The sequence below is a fragment of the Paramicrobacterium chengjingii genome (genome assembly GCF_011751765.2).
Taxonomy (GTDB): Bacteria; Actinomycetota; Actinomycetes; order Actinomycetales; family Microbacteriaceae; genus Paramicrobacterium; species Paramicrobacterium chengjingii.
Genome location: NZ_CP061169.1, coordinates 20,254 through 42,411, shown reverse-complemented (window position 1 = coordinate 42,411; position 22,158 = coordinate 20,254). Strand labels below are relative to the sequence as shown.

Sequence of the window (22,158 nt, the reverse complement as noted above, 5' to 3'; positions counted from 1 at the left end):
ATGGGGTGGTTGACGAAGAGCGGATCCTCGCTGGGCGGTACCGCATCGGTTCCGTCATCGGACGAGGGGGCATGGCTGTCGTCTACAAAGGACGAGACACCAAGCTCGGCCGCAACGTCGCCGTCAAGATTCTCAAGTCAGAACTCGCTAGCGACCCAGCATTTCGCACACGCTTTCGCCAAGAGGCACAGTCTGCATCGCGCATGTCACACTCCGGCATTGTGCGCGTTTTCGACGCCGGCGAAGAGTCGGTGCGGCGCGACAACGGCGAGCTGGAGCGCGAGCCCTTCATCGTCATGGAGTATGTGCAAGGGCACCAGCTCAAGGACCTGATTGCTCAGGGGCCCCTCGAGGTAGACGAGGCAGTGAGCATTACGCAAGACATTCTCACTGCACTCGAGTACTCACACCGCGCTGGCGTCGTGCACCGGGATATCAAGCCGGGCAACATCATGATCACTCCCGAAGGCACCGTCAAGGTGATGGACTTCGGCATTGCGCGCGCGGTGAGCGACACATCGTCGACGGTTGCCCAGACCACGCAGATTCTCGGAACTGCCTCATACTTCTCGCCTGAGCAGGCGAAAGGCGAAACCGTCGACGCCCGCACCGACATCTATTCGGCATCCGTTGTTCTCTTTGAGATGCTCACGGGACGCGCGCCGTTCGTCGGTGACACTGCCGTTTCGGTCGCTTACCAGCACGTCAGCGAAACCCCGGTCAAGCCTTCGTCGCTCAACAGTGCCGTGACCGCTGCCATCGACAAAGTGGTGCTCACCGGGCTGGCAAAAGACCGTTACCAGCGGTATCAGACGGCAAGCGACTTCAGCGAAGCGCTCAGTATGGCCGCCGATGGACACATTCCGCTCGACACGGTGGCAATGGCGCACGACGACGATGTTGCGACCGAGCTCTTCGGCGCCGCACCACCGCCTGTCAACGACACCGAGCAGGCGCTGCGGCAGCTCACGAACGACGACACGGTGACCCGCACACAACGTCGCCCTCCCGTCGTGTGGATCTGGGCCGGCGTGACCGTTGTGGCCGTAATTATGCTGGCCGTGCTCTGGTGGGTGATGACTCTGCCTCAGGCTGCGCAGGTGCCCTCAGCATCGCGCACGATTCCCAGTTTGACCGGAACAACGTGGGACAGCGCAGAGAAGACTCTTACCGACCTCGACCTGCTGCCGACCAAATACGAGGAAGCTAGTGCGGATGTTCCCGCCGGTGAAGTGATCTCCCTCGACCCTGAGGCGGGCACTCGAGTGGCTCCGAATACCCAGGTGAAGGTGTACATTTCGACGGGCGCCGACCTCAACACGATCCCCGACGTGGCAAATATGACTCTTGACGAAGCACAAGCCACGATTGAGGATGCTGGGCTCGAAGTGGGTTCGATCAGCTCCGAAAATTCAGCGTCAGTACCCAAAGACACCGTTTTGTCTACATCGCCCGCCGTTGGCGAGGACGTCCCTGAGGGAACCACGATCGACATCGTGATCTCAGACGGCATGGTGACGATTCCCGATATGTCAGGCAAAGCTCTGGAAACCGCTAGGCAAGAGCTCGAGGGCGAGAAGTATGCGCTCACGGTGATCGAGGTCACCGATGACTCCTGTGTCGCCCAAGAGGGTAACCCCGTGACCTCCCAGTCGATCGGTCCAGGCGAAGTTCCCCAACATTCCACAATCGAGCTGACCTACTGCACGGGCGCCCCTGACGACGGCGGCGGAGACGATGGCGAAGGTGGCCAGGGAAACAAGGGCGGCCAAGGTAACCAAGGCGGCCAGGGCACCCCGGATACTCAGAGCGTCGCCGTCCGTGAGCACGACTGAACTACTCTGACGTGTGGTTCAGGGGCGTTGCTCGCTGACGTAGCCGAACCGGCTCACCCGCTCGTAGAGCACGTCTCGGGTTGCCCGTGCGTCGAAATGTCGCTGTGAACGCCCGATCAAACGGCTCACGTCCGTGCTTCTTCGTCCACAGGTAGAAAGTTTTGCGAGTTATCCACAATGGTGGTTTGATCGGGGGTTTGTGTCGGTGCAATGTCAGTGGCCCCTGGCAAACTATGGTCATGCACAACACAGCGGCGGCATCAGATTTCGGGCCTATGGAGGGTCGGGATGCTGTCGCGTGCGCTGCGGCTGAGCGGTTGCTCGATACGCTGACGGATCTTTCTGGTGTTGACCCGCAGACTCTCACCGCGGAGGGTTTGCTGCACTATATGGGGTTGCTCGCAACGGCGACCCGATTCCTTGAGGGCCGCCAAATTGGCAATGTTGGTGATATTGCCCGGCGCTCCGATACCGATGCGGGGTTTGATGGTCTTGCGGCCCGTCACGGATCGTCGTCTGCGACGGCATTGTTTGAGAAGGTGACGGGGGTGAAGAACTCCACAGCGCACCGGTACGCGAAGGTTGCCGAACAGGCGACACCGCGGGTGTCTGACACGGGGTTGCCGTTGGATCCGGTCTTCACCCAGACGGCTGCGGCGCTTGCTGAGGGCACGATCGGTTTGGATGTTGCCGAGGTGATCACGTCGGCGTTGGCGCCGGTTCTGTCGCGGGTGGCACCAGAACAAGCAGAGTGGGCCGAGAGCACACTGTTGGGTAACGCCACCGGTGCATACGGTGAGGTGCCGGTGTCGGCGGATGCTCTGCGGCAGCAGGCACGCATGTTTTGTGTTGCGTTGGATCCGGATGGTGTGGAACCCACAGCGGAAGAACTCCATCAAGCACGCGCTCTGCTGTTTCGTCATCGGGATGATGGCAGCATGAAAATCACCGGCACTCTCTCCCCGGAACAGGCAGCACAGGTGACACCCGTGTTTGACGCATTCATGTCCAAACGCACCAGCCCGAAGTTCATGGAGACCGAAGAGTTAGCCGCCCACGGCCAGGAACCGGAAGTGCGGTCGAGGCAGCAGGAACGTGCTGACGTGTTCACAGCGATCATCGGCGGCACCGGGAAACAGAAGTCTGCACCGAAACTCCACGGCAGAGGACCCACCGTGCTCGTCACCGTGAAAAACGATGACCTCGAAGCAGGCACGGGTGCTGCGTGGTCGCCGGGAACCCCGGCACCGTTACCCATGTCGTTTGTGAAGCAGATGCGATGCGACGGCGACACCCGACAGGTGCGTATCGATGAGCACGGTGACGTGTTGAACCTCGGGTATGCCAGACGTGAGTTCACCCCGAAGCAACGCCTCGCCCTGATCGCACGCGATGGCGGCACGTGTGTTGCTGCCGACTGTGACATTCCCGCCTGGCTGTGTGAAGCACACCATGTGCAGGGGTGGGCAAAAGACGGCAAAACCGACACCACGAACGGTGTCATGCTGTGTTGGTTTCATCACCGTCTGGTTGAACGCGGCGAATGGTCCCTCACCCGCGACAACACCGGGCACCCGAGACTGATTCCACCAGACTGGTACGTGAACCGACGGTATCTCGGCAGGCGGCGCAAACCCGGAGACGACAACGACACCGGACCCGACCCCGGACGAGATACCAGGCCGCGCACCTGAGTACGCGGCGGCCCCGAGGGAACACCACGCACGAGTCACACCACTCGACGCGCCACGCAGAGTGCGCCCGGCAGTTACTGAACGAGCTGAAACGCTCGATGCGCTGCACGGCGTGCCCTGCGGCGTTGCGCCACCCGCACAAGTTGGCCTAGTGAGCGATTGCTATGAACCGAACGCCGACCACGTGCGTCAGGCGGGAGTCGCCTTCGTTGCGGTCGCCGGCGCAACATCCGTCGCCATCAACGGGTGAAGCTCGGCGGCTGTGCGCACTGCGTCGTGGAGCCCCGCAGTTTCGAGCCAGTTGCCCAACATGCGATAGCCACCCTCGGTCAAGACACTCTCGGGATGAAACTGCACTCCGAAGATCGGTTGACTGCGATGATGCAGTCCCATAATGACGCCGCCTTGTGTGCGACTATTCACCACGATCTCGTCGGGCACAGTGCCGTCGACGACGGCGAGCGAGTGATACCGCGTCGCCGTGAACGGCTGCGGAACCCCCGCATAAAACGGACTTCCGTCGTGTTCCACCTGCGAAGTTTTGCCGTGCATGAGCTCCACCGCGTTCGTGACGACGCCTCCAAACGCCTCAGCGATCGCCTGATGGCCAAGGCAGACTCCCAGCAATGGCTGCCCCGACGCCACTGCCACGTGCACAAGAGAGATCGACACTCCGGCATCCGCTGGTTTGCCCGGGCCAGGCGACAACAGCACGGCATCGAACGTCGCGGCATATGCCGCGGCATCCGCTTCGCTGAATGCGTCGTTGCGCACAACTTCGGTCTCGGCACCGATCTGCTGCAGATAGCCGTCGAGGGTATAGACGAAGCTGTCGTAATTGTCGACGACGAGAACACGAGTCATAACCCGAGTCTATTCATCGAGCGTGGCGTCAGGCACGGGAATGAGCGTCTGCACCCACGGAAAGGCGAAGGCGAAGAGCACGTAAAGCACAGCCGCAATAAGCGCAAGCAGAATGAGAAGCTTGACGACGACAGGGCCGGGCAGAATGCGCCAGAGTGCTGCGTACACGGTCAGTCCTCCAGGTTCTCGGTGAGGGATGCCGGCGGGCCGACGGCCGTGGGGGTGAACGATTCGAACGTTCCGTAGGCGATGATGCGCTCGGCCGCCGAGAACATGGGGCTGCACGCCGTGAGCGTGATGAAGCTGTCGGTCACCTCGGCCTCGTCGCTCTGCGGAATCGGATTGAGCACGTCCACCGACTGCGGCGTGACGTACTCAAGCGTGCGGAAACGATACGTATACCAGCCATCTTTGGTCTGCAGCACGATCGCGTCGCCGACACGCAGCTCGGCGATCTGGTTGAGGGGCTTGCCGTAGGTGGTGCGGTGTCCGGCAAGAGCGAAGTTGCCCGGTTCACCCGGTGACTGCGTGCCCAGGTAATGACCGAGCCCGATCGGGTCGAGTGTGCCGGGGCGTGTGACGCCTCCCGCGACATCAGCGGCATAGTCGGCACCGAAGCGCGGAATGGTCATCACTCCGAAGATCTCGGTATCGGCAGCCGGTTCGGGAATGATCGGCTCATAAACCTCGGTGCCATCGTCGGCGACAATCGGATCGGGAGCCTCGGCCGCATCAGAGAGCCAGCTTTGCGCTCGATCGTGCGCGACGTCGTTCTGCTCGGCTCTGACAATGATGTCGTTGAGCCACAGCTGCCAAAAGAGGAACAGCAGAATGAGCACACCCGCCGTGATGAGCAGCTCACCCAACACTCCGACCACGGTGACGCGCGGACGCGACCGTGCGGCAGGCCGCCCGGCAGATCGTCGCCTCTGTGCCCGACCCCCGCCGGCGGCATCCGGGTCACCATGTACCATAGGGCTGATTCTACTGATCGCTCATGTATAGATAGAATGGCTGGCATGGCACGCACGAAGAACAAAGCTGCAGCAGCTCGCGCTCAACAGCAGCAGCAGGCTCAGCGCAGCGGTGACGACGCACCGAACCCGGTGTGGTTCAAGCCGGTCATGTTCGGCTTCATGCTGATCGGACTCGCCTGGATCATCGTGTTCTACCTCTCACAGGGGCTTCTGCCCGTTGCCGCCCTCGGCTCGTGGAACATTCTGGTCGGTTTCGGCATCGCCTTCATCGGCTTTCTCATGACCACACGCTGGCGATAGCCGCGCACAGACTTCTCGCACAAGGCCTCCGTTTCGGCGGAGGCCTTTGCTATGTCGTGGTGCCAAATTCCGACCGGTAGAAAACGAGCGGTTTCGCACGGTGATCTTCGCTGCGCCCCATCGCCACGACCTCGCCGACGACGAGCTGATGCGTTGCCGCCGTGTGCACCGCCGTCGTTCGACATTCGAACCATGCAACACTGCCCTCGATGATTGCCGGCGCACCCGGTTCGCGCCGCCAATGCGGCGTGCGCGCGAGCAGACCCCTGAGCGGCGCTCCAAGTTCCCCGAGCTCATCGGCAATGGCGCGCTGATCGCTGGCGAGCAGACTCAGCGCCCACCGCCCCGAGTCCGTGGCGGCCTCAGCCGTGCGCGACAGCCCATAAAGACTCACGAGCATGGTCGGCGGGTCGTATGACACCGAAAGGTAATCGGTGACAGTCGTTGCGTGGTCGTATCGGGCAGCGACGGTCGTTACAACGGCAACGCCCTTTGCTGCGCTGCCCGACAGCATCCGGTACCTGTCTTTCACCGTGCGACCCAGCGCGGATGCATCGACGTCGACGATCTCGTGTGCCATCAGTCAGGATCACTGGGGTCGAGCGGGGCGTGGTGATCGAGGTTGACGATTCCGCGCTTCCAGTAGCCCTCTACCTCTACCTGATCCGGGGAAAGACCGAGGTCACGGCGAAGGTGACGGCGCACCTCGACGAGCTCGTTCGCCTCGCCGGCGGCCCACACATACGTGTCGTCGCTGATCGATCCGAGAGAACGCACTGCCTCGATCAGCTGTCCCGGGCCGTCTTCACGATAGAGAAGCTCAATGTTCGAGCGGTCGCGATGCTCCTGTGTGATGTATTGATCGGCCTCTTCGGTGTTCACCTGAACAATGGAGGTGATCTTTACGTCGGGCGACAGCATCCGCAGTCAGCGAGTGAAGGCGGGCAGCGCCGTCTCATCGGCGATGAGCACTGCACGCGTGATGCCGTCGGGGACGAGGCGTGATCCGCGCGGCCCGGCGATGCCGAGCGGCTGACCGGGATGGGCATGCGTTGCGAACGACGTCGCGGGTGCGTCGTCGCCGTGAACGACAATGTCGATGTCGAGTTCGGGAACGCCCGCCGAGTTGTTCTCACGAAATGTGAGAGGTGTGAGGTCTCGCGAAAGAATCAGGCCGTCCGTCGGGCGCGTGAGGCCCTCGGCCGTTCTGTGCGGCGCCGTGAGGGTTCCCGTGTCGGGGTCGGGAAAGAATACCTTGACGTGGTCGTTCGGGCCCCGAGCCGTAAAACCTCTCAGGCTCTCGCCTGTCACGGTGATGCGCACCATGGCATCGTTGAGCCAGTCGACGCGCTCAACAGTCGTGCGCCGAACCTCGAGTTCGTGGCGTATGCGCTCACGTGTCACCATTCGAGCATCCTCTCCTCGGCCTCTCCCCAGCGTACGCCGGGCGGCACCAGTTATCGCCGCGAACGAAGGATGCCGCGTCGCACCGAATTACACGAGTGTAGTTCTCCCCAGGTGTTGATAACTCCTGTGAGTAACTTCCCCGGCCGGTGTCGAGTTACATGCCTGTAATTCTCCACAGTGTGGACAAACCTGTGGATAACTCTGGGGACGGCTTGTGGGCGATCTGTGTGAAATGCCCACTTCCGTGTGGAAAACGTGTGGACGAACACGTATGAATGCCCGCCGCGTTTTGATGCGAGAACCGCAATGACACCGTCGGAGGCGTTTACACGTAAAGACGGGTTCCGACAACCGTCAGCACGAGCAGCAGCACAACGATTCCGGCAACGCCGAGCTTCTGCATCTTCTGCTGCTTGCGACGCCGCGTGCTCACAAAGACTAGGCCAAGCAAGGCTCCGGTGATGAGGCCGCCGAGATGCGCTTGCCAGGCTATGTTGGTGCCCGGAATGAAGCCGATGACGAGGTTGATGCCGACAAGCACCAGAAGTCCCGTCATGTTTCCGCCCAGCTTGTGCACGATAACGAGGGTCGCGCCCATCAGGCCGAAGATCGCCCCGGACGCTCCGACCACGGGCTGCAGAGGGTTCGACAGCAGCAGAACGCCCACCGACGAACCGAAGGCCGTAATGACGTAGAGCGTCGCAAATCGCCAGCGCCCGATCATCGGCTCAAGCATTCTGCCGAAAATCCACAGCGTGTACATGTTGAGCGCGACGTGCAGAATGAACGATTTCGAGTGCACGAGAGCGACAGTCAGCATCCGCCATGGTTCAAAGAAACCGAGCTCGGGAACACTGTAGACGCCGGCATACAGAAGAGCGTCGGTGACTCCCAGCGGAAGCAGCTGGAGCACAAAGACCGCGAGGGTGAGCGCGATGATCACATAGGTGACGGCCGGGTGGCCCGATCCTTTGCGCATGACACTCGAGAATCGAGTCGCCGCGGCCGACTTGACCTTGGGTGCCGAGGCACGCTGCTCACGCATGCACTCGGGACACACCACCCCGACGGGCGCCTGCGTCTGGCATTCGGCGCAGATTGTGCGACCGCACCGTTGGCAGAGCACAAAGCTCTGCCGATCAGGATGCCGGTAGCAGAAGTTCTCGCGGCCCGTCGGGAAGGTGCTCACTGACCCTCAGGTTCAGACATTCTCGACGTCGACGCTCTCGATGACGACGTCGTCGAGAGGCCGGTCACGAGCGTCCGTCGGCACGGTAGCGAGCTTGTCAACGATCTTGCGTCCTGCGTCGTCGGCAACCTCACCGAAGATGGTGTGCTTGCCCTGAAGCCACGTGGTCGCGCCGACGGTGATGAAGAACTGCGACCCGTTGGTGCCCTCGCCCGCAATGGTTCCGGCGTTCGCCATGGCGAACATGTACGGCTGCGTGAAGTTGAGCTCCGGGTGGATCTCGTCGTTGAACTTGTAGCCGGGTCCACCTGTTCCGTTGCCGAGCGGGTCCCCGCCCTGAATCATGAACCCGGGGATGATGCGGTGAAAGACAACACCGTTGTACAGCGGGGTGTTCGTCTTGGTCTCGCCCGTCGTTTCGTCGGTCCAATCCTTCGAACCGGTGGCGAGCCCGACAAAGTTTTCGACGGTCTTGGGGGCATGATCGCCAAAGAGATTTACCTTGATGTCGCCGTAGTTGGTGTGGATCGTGGCGACAGCGGTGTGAATAGACATATGTCAATTCTTGCATAATGAATGCCGTGCCTCTTGTGACGCTCCCAGCCTCTCATGACAAGATAGGGTGAATCGTTTGTCACGAGATCAATGGAGGTCCCCCAGTGAGCATGACACGCAAGCGCAAGAAGCAGCTGAAACGCCTCAAGGGTGACGCAAACGCCCTGTGGGCCGCGCAGCAAGATCTGCTGGATCAGGCGAACTCCGTGGCTCGTGATGCGAGTCGCCAGCTCTCTGCGTACAGCCGCGATGAGATCGCGCCGCGCCTCGCACGCGCATACGAAGACAAGCTGCAGCCGGTCGTTCACCGAGTGGATGCCGCGACGTACGACGCTCGCCAGGTCGCCAAGCACAACTTCGACAAGAAGGTGCTCCCCGCTATGGGCGGCGCCCTCGGCACCGTCATGGCGCTCGGAGATGCTGCGCGGGACGGCCGCGTCAAGGCGGCGTTTGGCAAGGTAGCCCAGCCCGCTCCCAAGAAGAAGTCGGGTGCCGGGCGGGCGATCGCACTGACTGCCGGCCTCGTTGCCGCTGCGGGCGTCGCGTATGCCGTGTGGCAGACGTTCCGCGCCGACGACGAGCTGTGGGTTGCCGACGACGACGATTCGCTGCCAGGCAACTGAGCTGAGAGCTTTTGCTGAAGAGGGGTATCGCCTGAGGCGGTGCCCCTCATCTGTCGCACGGCGCAATCGCGCATGAGTTCTGCCCAGGGCAGTTTCACGCAGCGTCGTCAGCCAAGCATGCCAAGGGCGACGTTCACCAGCTCGACCCGGTGCAGCGACTGCACCGCGTCGAGGTCGTGCCACTCGGCATAGTCTGTCGAACCGTCGAGCTCGTAAGTGAGCGTTCCGCCCGTGATGTGAGCACGGTACACAATGCGCAGCGCCTGCAGCGGTCGGTCGATCCCCGCGGCGAAGCGCGCCACCGCCGGAATCACGATCGAATCGACGCCGAGCACGCCGTCAATGTCGGCATCGTATCCAGTCTCTTCGCGAATCTCGCGGACGGCAGCGTCGGCCGGATGCTCCCCCGGTTCGAGGCCGCCGCCGGGCAGCGTCCACGCCTGGCGTCCGCCCTCGTTCCAGTGCGACAGCAGCATCCGCCCGTCATTGATGATGACGCCGTACGCGGCGACGCGCATGTCCATGCCCATGTCGAAACCCTAGCAATGCGGATGCCGTGTGACGTCGCCACCGGGACAGCATCCGTTCAGAATTGCAGTGGACGCTGCGTGTGCTGCACGGCGACGACCGCCACAGGAATGCGACGCGACGCAACTCAGCGCTGCTCCTCAAACGTCGGAACGTTAGCCAGCAACTCCTTCGTGTAGGCGTGCTGCGGGTTCTCAAGCACGTCGTCCGTGAGCCCGAGGTCGACGATTGAGCCCTTCTGCAGAACGGCAAGGCGCTGCGAGATGTGTCGCGCCAGCGCGATGTTGTGGGTCACAAACAGCATCGACATGCCGGTTTCGAGCTGCAACGTGCGCAGCAGATCGAGAATGGACGCCTGCACCGAAACGTCGAGCGCACTCGTCACCTCATCGCACACCAGCACTGATGGCGCGTTGACAAGCGCCCGGGCGATCGCAGCCCTCTGCCTTTCGCCGCCTGAGAGGTCCCCGGGGCGCCTGTCGACATACGCCGAACCAAGACGCACGTGGTCGAGCGCCTCGAGAACTGTGGCGCGCCTCTGCTTCTTGGTCAGGATGCCACTCATGCGCATGGGAGCCTCAATGGACTCACCAATTGTTCGCCTGGGGTTCAGCGACGAGAATGGCGACTGGAACACGTACTGGATGCTCTGGCGCTGTGCCGTCGACCGATCGCGGGTTCCGGGGGCAAGCTCATCGCCGTCGAGCGTCACGCTGCCCGTGTACCCGGCGTTCAGCCCCGCGATGCATCGCGACAGCGTCGTCTTGCCCGAACCGGACTCGCCCAGGAGCATGAGCGACTCCCCGCGAGCGAGATCGAGGTCGATACCGTCCAGAACCACCGTCGAGCCATACGCCTGTCGCAGACTCCGCACGCTGATCACCGGGGCGTCTTCATCGACGGCCACGGGCGCAGTGCCGGCACTGTGAGGTGAAGGCACATCAACGCCAACGGGGCCGTATACCCGTGCGGCCGCGTTCACGCGCTCGGACACGGTCGGTGTCGCGTCAGCATCCTCGATCTCTGTCTTGACCTGAACTGGCGTGCTTCCCGTCACGGCAGAAACTTCACCAGTGATCGCTTCGACACGACCCACGCGGCGCTTTCCTGCCAGGTCGGGAACGGCGGCGAGCAGCTTGCGGGTGTACGGATGCTGCGGGTCGAAGAGGACCGTCGGCGCGTCGCCAGACTCCACGATGTCACCGCGTAACATCACCGCGACCTCGTCGGCCACCGTGGCAACGACCGCGAGGTCATGCGTGATGTACAGACCGGCGACCTGGTGCCTCTCGGCCAGCTCGTCGATGGTCTGGAGCACAAGCGCCTGGGTTGTCACGTCGAGTCCCGTCGTCGGCTCATCGAGAACCATCACGGCGGGACGACACGCGAACGCCATGGCGATCCCGACACGCTGCTGCTGGCCTCCGGACAGTTGGTGGGGGTACCGCCGCTGATGGGCCGCGTCGTTCTGTAGTCCCACCTCGGCAAGCACCTCCGTCGCGCGCTCGCGCCGCGCAGCCTCGCTTGCGCCGAAATCGTGCACTCGCAACGTCTCGAGAATCTGCTCGCCGATGCGCATCGCCGGGTTGAGAGACAGCGCGGGATCTTGCGGCACGTACGAGATGGTTCCGCCCCGCAGTCGTCGGCGCTGCGCCTCCGTCAGGTCGAGCAAGCTGATGACATCATCGTGCTCACGAGTGATGCACACACGTCCGCCGGTATTCTCGAGTCCCGCGCGGAAGTGCCCGAGGCACGCGAGGCCGGCCGTGGTCTTGCCCGAACCCGATTCGCCGACGAGTGCGAGAATTCGGCCCGGATGCAGGGAGAAAGAGACGCCATGCAGAATCTCGTCACCACCGACGACCGAGATGCGGAGGTCGTCGGTGACGAGAGTCGGGGAAGTGAGCGTTGGAGTCGTCATCTCACTCCCCCGGGTTCAGGTTGGCGGATGCTCGCGCGAGCGAGTCGGTGAGCAGGTTGATGCCGACCGTGAGCACGGCGATCGCGAGAACGGGGAGGATCACGCCCCACGGCTGCACGGCGAGCGCAATCCGGTTCTCGTTGATCATGAGACCCCAGTCGGCCGTGGGCGGCTGCAGGCCCAGCCCGAGGAACGACAGTGAGGCGATGGCGCCGATCGAGTACGTCATGCGCAGCCCGAGCTCGACCATGAGCGGCCCAGTGATATTGGGCAGCACATCGCTCGCGAGAATGCGCCAGCGTGGCACAGCGTACATTTCGCTCGCACGCACGTAGTCCTCGCTGATCACCGAAACCGTGGCCGAGCGAGTGACGCGAGCGATGCGGGGTGCGTGAGTGATGCCGATTACCGTGACGAGCACCCAGCCCTGCGGACCCAGCACCGTCACGGCAAGGAGCGCAAACACCAACTGCGGGATCGCCAGCAGCACATCATTGCCGCGCATGATGATTGCGTCTGTCGCGCCGCGGGCATACGCAGCAACCATGCCGGCGATCACCCCGAACACCATGCCGAGAAGCGTCGCGAGTGCGGCGAAGAGTAGAAGCTGCAGCCCTCCGGCGAGGAATCGAGACAACACGTCACGCCCGAGATTGTCTGTGCCGAACAGGCCATCCGGCTTGAACGGCCTGCCGGCGAACTCGGTAGCCGAGTAGCCGGTGAGCCACGGCAGCATGAGCGATCCGAAGACGGCGATGATCACGACGATTGCCATCAGCACGAGCCCCACCTTCGCCTGACGTTGCGCGATGAATCTGCGCATGAGCTTCGGCGGCGAGAGTGTCTCTGCGGGTTCGTCGTACACCTGTGTGGCATCTGTACCGTGGGCGTCTGCGCTCATGCTGATGCCTCCGTTCGCAGCTTGGGATTTGTGAGCAGTCCGACGAGGTCGGCCAGCAGATTGACGATGACGTAGATGACAGCGACGAGCATTGCGAGCGCCTGCACGACCTGCACGTCGCGGTTCGCGACAGCATCCACGAGTGCCTGCCCGATTCCCGGGTACCGGAACAGGAACTCGACAACGACCACACCTCCGGCCATCCACGCAAGCTGGATCGCGATGACCTGAGCGACAGGTGCGATCGCGTGCGGAATGGCGTGGCGTGTGATGACCTGTCGTTCAGGAACGCCCTTGAGCCTCGCCATCTCTACATAGCCCGAGTCGAGAACCTCCGCCATGGTGGCGCGCATCATGCGCACGATGTACGGGGTCACGACGAGCACGAGAGTGAGCACGGGCAGAACCAGCTGAGACGGATGCTGCCACACCTGTTCGCCAGGCGGGGCCATCGTCACGGACGGCAGAATCGGGAACACACTCGTCGCCAGAAGGGTGATGAGCAGGATTCCCACGACGAACTCGGGCAGAGCCGCGAGCACAAGCGACACGACTGTCGTGACATGATCGCCCATGCGGTCGCGACGCAAGGCAGCATAGGTTCCCACGAGGATGCCGAGCGGAATCGCGATGATCGCGGCGACGAGCATCAAGACCAGCGACGCCGACACCCGATCTCCCAAAAGCGCGGAAACGGGGCCGCCCGACGCGGCAGAATAGCCAAAATCTCCCGTCACTAGTCCGCCGAGCCATGAGAGGTAGCGAACCCACGGCGGGTCGTTGAGACCCATCTGCTCACGTAGTGCATCAAGGCGCTCCGGCGTCGCCTGCTGACCGAGGATAGCCTGCGCCGGATCGCCCGGCAACAGAAGCGTGGCAGCGAACACCATGAGTGACACGACGAAGAGAATGAGCGCGCTGACGGCCACGCGCTTGAGCACCATTCTGAGGATCATTTCTCCACCGCCATCCATACGCGGCGAAATTCGAATCCAGACAACGGGAGGCCTGTCCGATTCTCGACGAGGCCTGCAACGTACTTCTGGTACGCGTCAGCCTGATTCGCGAAGCCCCAGACGATGTAGCCGCCCTTCTCGTACTCGATCTTCTGAGCCTCGGCGACAAGAGCGTTGCGCTTGTCAGCATCCACCGTCTCTTTTGCCTGCTCGATGAGACTCTGGAACTCCGGATCGTCCCAATGCGTCTCATTGAACGGCGAGTTGGGCAGCGATCCCTGGCCGGACTGCGAGATGAAGTTTCGGGTGTACCAGAAGTCCTGAGCAAACGGCCACTCGAGATAGCTGTCGCCGAAGAACGTCGTGACGTCGACCTTGCGGATCTTGACGCGGATCCCCGCTGCCGTGGCCTGCTGGGCGAACACCTGCGCGGCCTCGACGACGCCGGCCTGAATGGGTGCCGTCACAAGCTCGACGTCGATGCCGTCGGGGTAGCCCGCGTCAGCGAGCAGTCTCTTCGCCTCGGTGACGTCCTGCTTGCGCTGTGGAAGCGACGTGTTGTACCCGGGGTCGAACGGAGCGTAGAGATCATTGCCGACAGTTCCGTTGCCCGAGAGCACCTGCTCGACCATCTGCGGCCGGTCGACCGCAAGACGGAACGCCTGGCGAACGCGCTCGTCGTCGAACGGAGCCTTGTCGACGCGCATCGTGAAAGGCAGCCACGTTCCTGTCTCAGAATTGAGAACAGCGATGCGCGGATCCGCCCCGATCACCTCCAGAAGCGAAAGCGGCACCTGCCCGACAGCGTCGACCTGCGTCGACAGCAATGCGTTAATGAGGGCATCTTCATCGTTGAAGTTGAGAATTTCAAGCTCGTCGAGATAGGGCTCGCCTCCCTGCCAGTAGTCATCGTTGCGCATGAACACGCTGCGACGTCCCGCCGTGAACGAGTCAACTTTGAAAGGACCGGTGCCGATCGGGCTGGCCGGATCGTAGTCGGCAGGCACGATACCGTTCATGTACTGCGCAAGCGAGTCGTCGAATGTCGCGAGCGGAGTGCTGAGGTGGAATGCCACCGTGAGATTGTCGATGACCTCGACGTGGTCCAGTTCGGCAAGGCCCGCGGCACCGGCCTTCGGATCGTCCGGGTCGGTGATTCGCTCGAACGTCGCCACAACATCGGCGGCCGTCAGCGGTCGCCCGTTGTGAAACAGTACTCCGTCACGCAGGGTCACGGTCCACAATGTCGCGCTCTCGTTGGGCATCGCCTTCGTCGCAAGACGCGGCTGCAGCTTGTATACGTCGTCCCAGTAGAACAATGGCTCGTACAGGTTGACGACGCGCGCGATGTCGAGAGTGCCCACCGGGACGTGGGCATCGAGAGTGTCGGATGCTCCGCCTCCGGCGAGTCCGACTCGAAGCCGACCGCCGCTCACAGGATCCCCGGTCGCAAGCGCCTCGATCGTGCTCTCGGGCGACGTGCATGCCGTGAGCAGCACGCCCAGCCCGAGGGCGACGCCACCGCCAAGCAGGCTGCGTCGCGTAAGCGCCGGGCGAAGGTGCGAAGAGGAATGAGGGAATTCGGGTGTCACGTCGGTGTCTTTCCTTGTGAGGTCACTGCCGTGGGCTGTCGGTTTCTGGTGCAGATTCTGGCCGCGTCAGCCGGGAGGCTTTCCGATGACCAAATGGGACTCGATGTATCCGGCGACGTGCCTCAGCATCCGGTCACCCGAGACGAGGCCGGTCATGACCTTGATGCCGTAACCATCAATGAGAGAGGTGAGATCGCTCGTGAGAGCATCAGGATCGGCGAGGCGGAAGACACCGAACTCCTGCCCCTCCACAATGATCGAGCGCACCATCTGCTGCCAGCGCTGGTAACCCTCAGCATGATTCTTGCGGCCATCATCCACGGTGGCGACGTCGGCCCAGGTCTGCAGCCAAATCGACCACGATGCCCGCCGTTCCTCGGTGATCGGCAGCTGCAGCCGGCACAGCTCGATAAGTCGCTCGACCGGCCCCTCAATCGTGAAGAGTGAGGCGATCTGCCTGTCAAAGGCGAGCTTGACCGAGTATCGCAGGGTCTCAGCGAATATCGCCCTCTTGGTGGCGAAGTAGTAGTGCACGGCTGGGCTCGAAACCCCGGCCTGACGCGCGATGTCAGCGATTCGCACGTCTGCGTAGCCCCGCTGCGCAAACAGCCACCACGCCTCCTCGATGATGCGACGACGTCGCAAAGCCTTCTCTGATTCTTCGACGGATCTGTTCGGTGGAATGCGAACCGGCCCGGTCATCTCCAGTCCATCGTCGCGACCGGTGAGAAGCCAGTTGGTTGTGACACCGGTCACGCGCGCCATCTTCAGAAGCTCATCGGAGTTCAGCCGACGCACGCCTGTGAGCGATTTCGACAGCTTCGTCTCGTCGAGCTCGATCTGTTTCGACACCTCGCGCTGGCTCAGCCCAGAGTCGCGGATCGCCTCGCGGATGCGCTGTGCGAGCTGCTGCGGGTCGACTGTTGAAGACGGCATGACTGCGACACTACCGTCACACTTGCGACAATGGCAAGTTGTCCTGATTTGTAGTCAAGAGAGTTTGCGATCTTATCAGGCGTTAATGTGCATGATTTCGGTATTCCAAGCGTGCATCACGCACCCGTCTTGCGCCCGGTGTGAGCGCTTCTCAGTCCATCGTCTTCTCCTGAAGCGTGCCTCGCAGAAACGGCAGAGCTGGCGCTCTGTACTCCACAGCATCCACGCCGGCATCGGCGTTGAGCTCGATTTCGGCTTCGCCGTAGCGCCAAGCACGGTTGTACAAGAACACCCTGATCGTCGTGTCGCCGGTGGGAAGTTGCCATGTCCCCGTGCCCCACTGAGCGGGCTGCCCGCGGCCGCCAAACACGACAGTCGGCCGTGGGTGCCAACCAAACCACGGGCGATGAAGCGTCAGACTGATGCGCCGTGGTTCGGGCGTCGGCGCGGGGCTCTTGCGCTCAGGGTTCATGTACTCAGCGTATGCGTCATGCAACGCCGCGGGCGCCCTCCCGACGGGCTCGCTCGCGTCCGAAGCTCCGTGCCTGAATGTGCACTTTGCCCGCGAGCGGCATCCAGACCTGCATCATCCCAGTCGCTCACGAACGAGATCGTCAAGCACGATGTCTTCCGTGGGAAGCGACACGAGCGTCTCGGGTGCTCCGATGCCTGCCAGAAGATGGGCAACGAGGCGCCGCGACGCGGCGAGGGAACGACGCCGATCTCCGCCCACGACCGCGCTGTTCGCCAGCACAATGAGCAGGACGTCGGTGCCGGTCACCCCAAGGCGCAAGCGTCGTTGCGCATGTGCCGCCGACACCAGCTGATCAAGAGAGTCGAGAGCGAACAGGTAATCATCGTGTTTGGCATCGATCGCATCGGGCAATTGGGTGGCCAGGATGCCGTTGAAGCCCTGATCCACTGCCTGAATGCTGCACACCGTCGAAATCAGCGAGCACAACCCTCGCCAGGCATCGGGATCCCTCATGCTCGCGTGCAACACATCGATGCACCGCTGTCGTTGCTCAGCATACACCGCGGCGATCAGGTCGTTTCGTGTCGGAAAGCGCCGATAGAGAGTTGCCACGCCGACACCAGCTCGTCGGGCGATCGTCGCGAGCGGCACGTCGATGCCGTCGCGCCTGACGAGCTCACGGGCGGCGACGAGGATGCGTTCCCTATTGTGCTCGGCGTCTGCACGAAGCGCCCGCTGAGCATTGCCGCCTGAAGAGTCGTCACGAGGTTCTGGAACAGCGTTGTGAGAGCGTACTGCCGACATGACTCCCACTTTACGGGTAAGTGGAATCATTCGTCCGTTTCGGCCGTTCTTGACCTCAGCGGCGATGAGCGTCGCACTGACGTTAGGACACATTTATGACCGCTGATCCAACTATGCGCGCCGCTGTGCTCACCGCGTTCGGTTCGCCAGATGTGCTGAAGATCATCGACCTGCCGCGACCGACAAACGCCGACGATGAGGTTCTCGTTCGGGTGTTTGCGACGACGGTTAACGGCGGCGAGCTCTTCGCGCGCGAAGGCCGGGCCTCACTCATAACAGGCACGAAGTTTCCTCAGCGCATGGGCATCGACTTCACCGGCGTGATCGTGAACGTCGGAGCCAATGTCGACGACCATGCCGTCGGTGACCGCGTCTGGGGGATTCTCGCTGATGACAAGTTCGGAGCAGCCTCCGAGTACGTTGCCGTCTCACCCGATGTCATCTCACTCGCTCCGGAATCAGTCTCACTGACCGAGGCGGCGAGCGTGCTCGTCGGCGGTGTGACTGCGCTCCTTGCACTCACCTCGAAGGCGCAGTTGAAACCAGACGAACGCCTACTCGTGCGCGGAGCGAACGGCGGTGTGGGCAGCGTCGCCGTGCAGCTCGGCCGACACCTGGGTGCGCGCGTCACAGGCATCGCGAGCACGCGCAATCGTGAGTTCGTCGCAGGGCTCGGCGCTCAGCACGTGCACGACTATGCCCGCGACGGCGCACTTCCATCTGGGCCGTTCGACGTCGTCGTCGATACCGTGGGCGCGGACCTACACCGCTCTCGCCGTTTGCTGTCGCGGAGTGGGCGCATGATCGCCGTGGCGCTCGACTTTACACACCTGCTGCGGAGCATCTGGTTCGTTGCACTCTCCACGGTGCACGGGTCTCGTCGCATACGGTTCTTTCGCGGCAAGCCGAGCACCGAGGTGCTTCGTCACCTCGCTGAGCTCGTGGATGCAGGGGCGATCACGCCCGTTGTCGACACCGTGCATTCGCTCGAGAACGTTGCTCAAGCTCACCGTGCGCTCGCGGCCGGCGGTGTCCGCGGCAAGCACGTGATCGAGGTGGTTGCGGTTTAGGCTGCCGGCGCAGCACAGCGCCCCGCCGACAAGTCTTCGGGGCGCTGTGCGTGCTCTGTTTGGTGAACGTGGCGCGAACCAGCATCCGCCTATTTGCCGACGAAGGGCAGGAGCGCCGCATTCACGTCGTCCGCATGGGTCCAGAGCAGACCGTGCGGTGCGCCCTCGACCTCGACATACTCCGCGTCGGGAAGCAGCTGGCGGAAACGTCGTGCCGTGGCGTCGATGGGCAGGATGTTGTCGGCGGTGCCGTGCAGTATGAGCGTTGGTATACCACTGGATCGAACAGCCTCGATGTCGCCTCTGAAGTCTTCGATCCATGCGGGGACCACTGCATATGCAGCAACGGGCGCACTGGCCGCTGCCGTGTTCCAGCTGCCCGTGACGACCTCCTGGCTGATGCGCGAGCCGAGGTTGTCGTCGAGGTTATAGAAGTCGGAGAAGAAGTTGGTGTACCAGGCGTACCTGTCGCCCTTCGCCTGCGCGACGATGCCGTCGAAGACCTCCTGCGGAACTCCGCCTTCGTTGTCGTCTCGAGCGACAAGGAACGGCTCGAGAGATGCGAGGAACGCGAGCTTCGCCACGCGCTCGTGGCCGTAGCGCGAGACGTAGCGAGCGAGTTCGCCCGTGCCCATGGAGAAGCCGACGAGGATCACGTCGCGCAGGTCAAGGGTCTCGAGAACCGTGTTGAGGTCAGCCGCGAAAGTGTCGTAGTCGTAGCCGGTGCCAACCTTGCTCGACTGTCCGAAGCCGCGACGGTCATACGTGATCACGCGGTAGCCTGCGGCAAGCAGCTCACGCGTCTGGCGCTCCCAGCTGTGCCCGTCGAGGGGGTAGCCGTGAATCAAAACAACGGCTTGCCCTGTGCCCTGATCTTCGTAGTACAGGTCGATCGAGGTGCTGTTCTCGGATCCGACGGTGATGTAACCCATGATATCTATCCCTTTGTTCAGTGTGAGAACGATCGTTCTCAGGTCGTGATTACGAGACTAGAGAACGATCGTTCTCAAGTCAAGTACACTGGGCTTATGAATGTAGAAGAGGCTCGTGAACGCATCCTTGCCGCGGCGGAAGAGTTGTATTACAACAAGGGGTACTCCGCGGTTGGCATGGACGAGTTGCGTTCCGCGGCAGGAGTGTCGTTGCGTCGCCTCTACGCACTCTTCCCGTCGAAGGTCGACATCATCACCGCTGTTCTGCACGACAAGCAAAGTGAATGGGAGACGAACCTGACCGAACGTGTCGAGGCGGCGCCTGCGGACCCACGCGAACGGCTTCTCGCCATCTACAGCTACCTTCAGGACTGGTTTGCATCCGACGGCTTTCGCGGCTGTGCATTCATCAACGCCTTTGGCGAACTCGGGGGAACACACCCGCAAATTGCGACAATCGTGCGAGACCAGAAGGCTGCGTTTCAGCAGTATGTCTCAACGCTCGTGCGCGACCTCGGCGCGCCCGATGAGCTTGCGGCACAGCTCTCCATCCTCGCCGAGGGAGCGCAGACGACGGCGGCGATCTCGGCGGATCCCGCCGTCGCCGTGCAGGCGCGTTCGGCGGCCGCGGTGCTTATCGACTCCGCACTGCGTCCCGCCTGAGCGAGTGCCACCCCGTGTAGAGACTCCAGAATTTAGTGCCGGGTAAGATGCTGCCCGGCATCACCCGAGAACACCTCACCAGCTAGAAGGAGCGTTTCGAATGAACAGCCTGGTAATCAACCTGTCGGACGTCTCGTTCTCGCGCAATGGCAATCGCATTCTCTCCGATATATCGTTCGACGTGCGGGCCGGTGAGCACTGGGCGCTGCTCGGCCCTAATGGAGCGGGCAAGTCAACGATGCTCGGGTTCTGCGGCGCGCGGACGCACCCTACGTCCGGTGTCGTCGAAATTCTCGGCGAGCGACTCGGTCGTGTCGACATGCAGGAGCTGCGACGTGGCATCGGGCACGTCGACCCGCGGCATCCGGTTCGTTCTCCGCTCTCTGTCGTTGACGTCGTACTCACCGGTCTCACCGGTACCATCGAGCTGCCGATGAGGTGGCAGGCGTCGGAAGACGAGACGGCGCAGGCGATCGAGTTGGTCGACCAGGTAGGGCTCTCGTCTCGGCGTGACGCACTGTGGCCAACGCTCTCTCAGGGCGAACGGGGCCGCGCGCTCATTGCGCGTGCCCTGGTCGCACAGCCGAAGCTGCTTCTTCTCGACGAGCCGACAACAGGACTCGACGTGGCTGCTCGTGAGCAGCTTCTCGAGACCATCGACGATCTCGCCGTATCAGCGCCGAACGTCGCGACAGTGCTCGTCACCCACCACCTCGAGGAGCTCCCCGTGTCGACGACACATGCTCTCGTCATTGCCGAGGGAGCCAGTGTCGCGTCGGGGCTCGCCGACGACGTCATCACATCAGAGACCATCTCACATGCATTCGCGCACCCGATCCGGGTGGGCAAGCATGACGGGCGGTGGAGCGCCCGGGCCGTGCGCCGCACGTTCGATCCGGATGCCGCAGCAGCGCTGAGCGCGTAAACACAGCGGTCTCGGGTCAGCTGCCCGCAACGACGGGAGCCCTGCACGAATGCGCCTCGATCCGCTCGTTCAGCGAGGTGAGCCGATGCTCCAGGCGACGCCGTCTGCGCTCAAGACGTCGGGCCGCCGAACGCTCGCGCGCGGCCCTCAGCATCCGTTCTTCTTGTGCCCATTTCTCGTAGCCACGCGTGCCGGGCGTGCCGTGTTCGGTGGATCCCGGGAGTGCTGATGCCCCGTGACGCTCGGTGGCGTAAAGGCTGAACTGATCCATGAATCCCCCTGCCCAGTTGTGAAAGGTCTGTTTCAGATATATGAAGCCTACGCTTCATATTGAAGATGTCAAGGGACATTTTCATATCTCGCATAGACTGACCGCATGCCGCCCAATGAGATCGATGCCGAACTTGCTGCCGCGAGCGGCATACCGAACCTGCCGATTCATCTGCGAGACGCCGAGGCGATTCGCGTGCTCGCGCACCCCGCGCGACAGCGAGTGGTCAACCTGCTGTTCGCCGACCAATTGCCGCACACCTCAACACAACTCTCTGAGCTGACCGGCCTCACCCCCAGTGCCATGAGCTACCACCTGCGAGCGCTCGAGAAGGCCGGCCTCGTCGAACGGACAGAGTCGCAGACCGGCGACTCGCGAACGCGCCCATGGCGTGCGTCGGGAACGTCGATCTTCATTCACGGCAGCGAAGCCGAGGGGGTGTGGGAGGCACAGGATGCCCTCACGAGCATCGCCGTCTCAGAACTCCGCGGGCGCCTCCAGGCCAGTCGCACCATAAGCGAGGAGGAGAGGGACAGCTACGTCGGCATCAGCGAATCAACGCTGTGGCTCACCGACGATGAAGCCGCGATCTACGCTCAGGCTCTGCAGCGTGCGGAGCTCGAGCTCCGCCGTTCCGGGTGGGCGAACACGCCCGCACCCGGGCGCCGACTCAGCCGAGCATTGTTCTCGCTGCTCCCCGAAACAGACGCGCTGCATTCTGAGCATCCGCCCGAGTGAGG

At 62.6% G+C, this 22,158-nt stretch carries 26 protein-coding genes; 8 read left to right on the top strand and 18 right to left on the bottom strand.

Annotation, left to right across the window (positions count from 1 at the left end):
* The first annotated feature begins 5 nt into the window (after positions 1-5).
* Both pknB and HCR76_RS00230 read left to right on the top strand, forming a co-directional pair.
* A complete protein-coding gene (pknB, locus tag HCR76_RS00235) occupies positions 6-1,835 on the top strand; it encodes a Stk1 family PASTA domain-containing Ser/Thr kinase (protein ID WP_166986079.1) in 1,830 nt (609 codons plus the stop codon).
* A 239-nt stretch (positions 1,836-2,074) separates the two neighbouring features.
* The gene (locus HCR76_RS00230; RefSeq protein WP_166986082.1) at positions 2,075-3,529 is read left to right on the top strand and encodes an HNH endonuclease; all 1,455 of its coding nucleotides are present in this window, start codon (positions 2,075-2,077) and stop codon (positions 3,527-3,529) included.
* Between the two features lie 189 nt (positions 3,530-3,718).
* Here HCR76_RS00230 and HCR76_RS00225 read toward each other — a convergent pair whose 3' ends face one another.
* The 3 genes from HCR76_RS00225 to HCR76_RS00215 are packed head-to-tail and all read right to left on the bottom strand — an operon-like array spanning position 3,719 to position 5,367.
* Complete coding sequence (locus HCR76_RS00225; protein WP_166986085.1) at positions 3,719-4,393, bottom strand: anthranilate synthase component II; 675 nt, start codon at positions 4,391-4,393, stop codon at positions 3,719-3,721.
* 9 nt (positions 4,394-4,402) lie between these two features.
* Entirely contained in the window at positions 4,403-4,561 is a 159-nt protein-coding gene (locus HCR76_RS00220; protein ID WP_166986088.1) for a hypothetical protein, read from the bottom strand.
* Between the two features lie 2 nt (positions 4,562-4,563).
* Positions 4,564-5,367 carry a class E sortase gene (locus tag HCR76_RS00215; RefSeq protein ID WP_166986091.1) on the bottom strand — a complete coding sequence of 268 codons (804 nt, stop codon included), beginning with the start codon at positions 5,365-5,367 and terminating at the stop codon, positions 4,564-4,566.
* 45 nt (positions 5,368-5,412) lie between these two features.
* Here HCR76_RS00215 and HCR76_RS00210 point away from each other — a divergent pair, with 45 nt between their 5' ends.
* Positions 5,413-5,670: a cell division protein CrgA gene (locus HCR76_RS00210; RefSeq protein WP_166986094.1), complete on the top strand. Its 258-nt coding sequence runs from the start codon at positions 5,413-5,415 to the stop codon at positions 5,668-5,670.
* Between the two features lie 49 nt (positions 5,671-5,719).
* On the opposite strand, the gene HCR76_RS00205 is transcribed toward HCR76_RS00210, so the two are convergent.
* The 5 genes from HCR76_RS00205 to HCR76_RS00185 all read right to left on the bottom strand — a co-directional run bounded on the left by HCR76_RS00205 (position 5,720) and on the right by HCR76_RS00185 (position 8,821).
* Positions 5,720-6,250 (bottom strand): flavin reductase family protein, encoded by a 531-nt coding sequence (locus tag HCR76_RS00205; RefSeq protein WP_166986097.1) that lies wholly within the window; start codon positions 6,248-6,250, stop codon positions 5,720-5,722.
* Positions 6,250-6,591 carry a siderophore-interacting protein gene (locus HCR76_RS00200; protein ID WP_166986100.1) on the bottom strand — a complete coding sequence of 114 codons (342 nt, stop codon included), beginning with the start codon at positions 6,589-6,591 and terminating at the stop codon, positions 6,250-6,252. The genes HCR76_RS00205 and HCR76_RS00200 overlap by 1 nt, the downstream gene beginning before the upstream one ends.
* A 6-nt stretch (positions 6,592-6,597) precedes the next feature.
* A complete protein-coding gene (locus HCR76_RS00195) occupies positions 6,598-7,077 on the bottom strand; it encodes a siderophore-interacting protein (RefSeq protein WP_166986103.1) in 480 nt (159 codons plus the stop codon).
* 325 nt (positions 7,078-7,402) lie between these two features.
* Positions 7,403-8,266 (bottom strand): rhomboid family intramembrane serine protease, encoded by an 864-nt coding sequence (locus HCR76_RS00190; protein WP_166986107.1) that lies wholly within the window; start codon positions 8,264-8,266, stop codon positions 7,403-7,405.
* Between the two features lie 12 nt (positions 8,267-8,278).
* Complete coding sequence (locus HCR76_RS00185; protein WP_166986110.1) at positions 8,279-8,821, bottom strand: peptidylprolyl isomerase; 543 nt, start codon at positions 8,819-8,821, stop codon at positions 8,279-8,281.
* Positions 8,822-8,925: 104 nt separating this feature from the next.
* Between HCR76_RS00185 and HCR76_RS00180 the strand changes: the two genes are divergently transcribed.
* A complete protein-coding gene (locus HCR76_RS00180; RefSeq protein WP_166986113.1) occupies positions 8,926-9,444 on the top strand; it encodes a DNA helicase in 519 nt (172 codons plus the stop codon).
* 107 nt (positions 9,445-9,551) lie between these two features.
* On the opposite strand, the gene HCR76_RS00175 is transcribed toward HCR76_RS00180, so the two are convergent.
* The 8 genes from HCR76_RS00175 to HCR76_RS00140 all read right to left on the bottom strand — a co-directional run bounded on the left by HCR76_RS00175 (position 9,552) and on the right by HCR76_RS00140 (position 17,557).
* Positions 9,552-9,968, bottom strand: a complete 417-nt coding sequence (locus tag HCR76_RS00175) for an NUDIX hydrolase (RefSeq protein WP_166988090.1) — start codon at positions 9,966-9,968, stop codon at positions 9,552-9,554.
* A gap of 131 nt (positions 9,969-10,099) precedes the next feature.
* Positions 10,100-11,893, bottom strand: coding sequence for a dipeptide ABC transporter ATP-binding protein (locus tag HCR76_RS00170; RefSeq protein WP_166986115.1), 1,794 nt, complete (start codon positions 11,891-11,893; stop codon positions 10,100-10,102).
* A 1-nt stretch (position 11,894) separates the two neighbouring features.
* Complete coding sequence (locus tag HCR76_RS00165; RefSeq protein ID WP_166986118.1) at positions 11,895-12,794, bottom strand: ABC transporter permease; 900 nt, start codon at positions 12,792-12,794, stop codon at positions 11,895-11,897.
* On the bottom strand, positions 12,791-13,750 hold the full coding sequence (locus HCR76_RS00160; protein ID WP_198248102.1) for an ABC transporter permease: 960 nt from the start codon (positions 13,748-13,750) through the stop codon (positions 12,791-12,793). The genes HCR76_RS00165 and HCR76_RS00160 overlap by 4 nt, the downstream gene beginning before the upstream one ends.
* On the bottom strand, positions 13,747-15,342 hold the full coding sequence (locus tag HCR76_RS00155) for an ABC transporter substrate-binding protein (RefSeq protein ID WP_244971437.1): 1,596 nt from the start codon (positions 15,340-15,342) through the stop codon (positions 13,747-13,749). Before HCR76_RS00155 ends, HCR76_RS00160 begins: the two co-directional genes overlap by 4 nt.
* A gap of 66 nt (positions 15,343-15,408) precedes the next feature.
* Complete coding sequence (locus HCR76_RS00150; RefSeq protein ID WP_166986121.1) at positions 15,409-16,278, bottom strand: TetR/AcrR family transcriptional regulator; 870 nt, start codon at positions 16,276-16,278, stop codon at positions 15,409-15,411.
* 151 nt (positions 16,279-16,429) lie between these two features.
* Positions 16,430-16,750 (bottom strand): hypothetical protein, encoded by a 321-nt coding sequence (locus tag HCR76_RS00145; RefSeq protein ID WP_166986124.1) that lies wholly within the window; start codon positions 16,748-16,750, stop codon positions 16,430-16,432.
* A 114-nt stretch (positions 16,751-16,864) separates the two neighbouring features.
* Positions 16,865-17,557 (bottom strand): TetR/AcrR family transcriptional regulator, encoded by a 693-nt coding sequence (locus HCR76_RS00140; RefSeq protein WP_166986127.1) that lies wholly within the window; start codon positions 17,555-17,557, stop codon positions 16,865-16,867.
* Between the two features lie 95 nt (positions 17,558-17,652).
* On the opposite strand from HCR76_RS00140, the gene HCR76_RS00135 reads away from it, so the two are divergent.
* Positions 17,653-18,627: an NAD(P)-dependent alcohol dehydrogenase gene (locus HCR76_RS00135; RefSeq protein WP_166986131.1), complete on the top strand. Its 975-nt coding sequence runs from the start codon at positions 17,653-17,655 to the stop codon at positions 18,625-18,627.
* Between the two features lie 89 nt (positions 18,628-18,716).
* Here the strand turns inward: HCR76_RS00135 and HCR76_RS00130 are convergent, their stop codons facing one another.
* Positions 18,717-19,559, bottom strand: coding sequence for an alpha/beta fold hydrolase (locus tag HCR76_RS00130; RefSeq protein WP_166986134.1), 843 nt, complete (start codon positions 19,557-19,559; stop codon positions 18,717-18,719).
* Between the two features lie 96 nt (positions 19,560-19,655).
* On the opposite strand from HCR76_RS00130, the gene HCR76_RS00125 reads away from it, so the two are divergent.
* Positions 19,656-20,222, top strand: a complete 567-nt coding sequence (locus HCR76_RS00125) for a TetR/AcrR family transcriptional regulator (RefSeq protein WP_166986137.1) — start codon at positions 19,656-19,658, stop codon at positions 20,220-20,222.
* A gap of 100 nt (positions 20,223-20,322) precedes the next feature.
* On the top strand, positions 20,323-21,147 hold the full coding sequence (locus tag HCR76_RS00120; RefSeq protein WP_166986140.1) for an ABC transporter ATP-binding protein: 825 nt from the start codon (positions 20,323-20,325) through the stop codon (positions 21,145-21,147).
* Positions 21,148-21,163: 16 nt separating this feature from the next.
* Here the strand turns inward: HCR76_RS00120 and HCR76_RS00115 are convergent, their stop codons facing one another.
* The gene (locus HCR76_RS00115) at positions 21,164-21,418 is read right to left on the bottom strand and encodes a hypothetical protein (protein ID WP_166986143.1); all 255 of its coding nucleotides are present in this window, start codon (positions 21,416-21,418) and stop codon (positions 21,164-21,166) included.
* Positions 21,419-21,523: 105 nt separating this feature from the next.
* Here HCR76_RS00115 and HCR76_RS00110 point away from each other — a divergent pair, with 105 nt between their 5' ends.
* On the top strand, positions 21,524-22,156 hold the full coding sequence (locus tag HCR76_RS00110) for an ArsR/SmtB family transcription factor (protein ID WP_166986146.1): 633 nt from the start codon (positions 21,524-21,526) through the stop codon (positions 22,154-22,156).
* Positions 22,157-22,158: the final 2 nt, after the last annotated feature.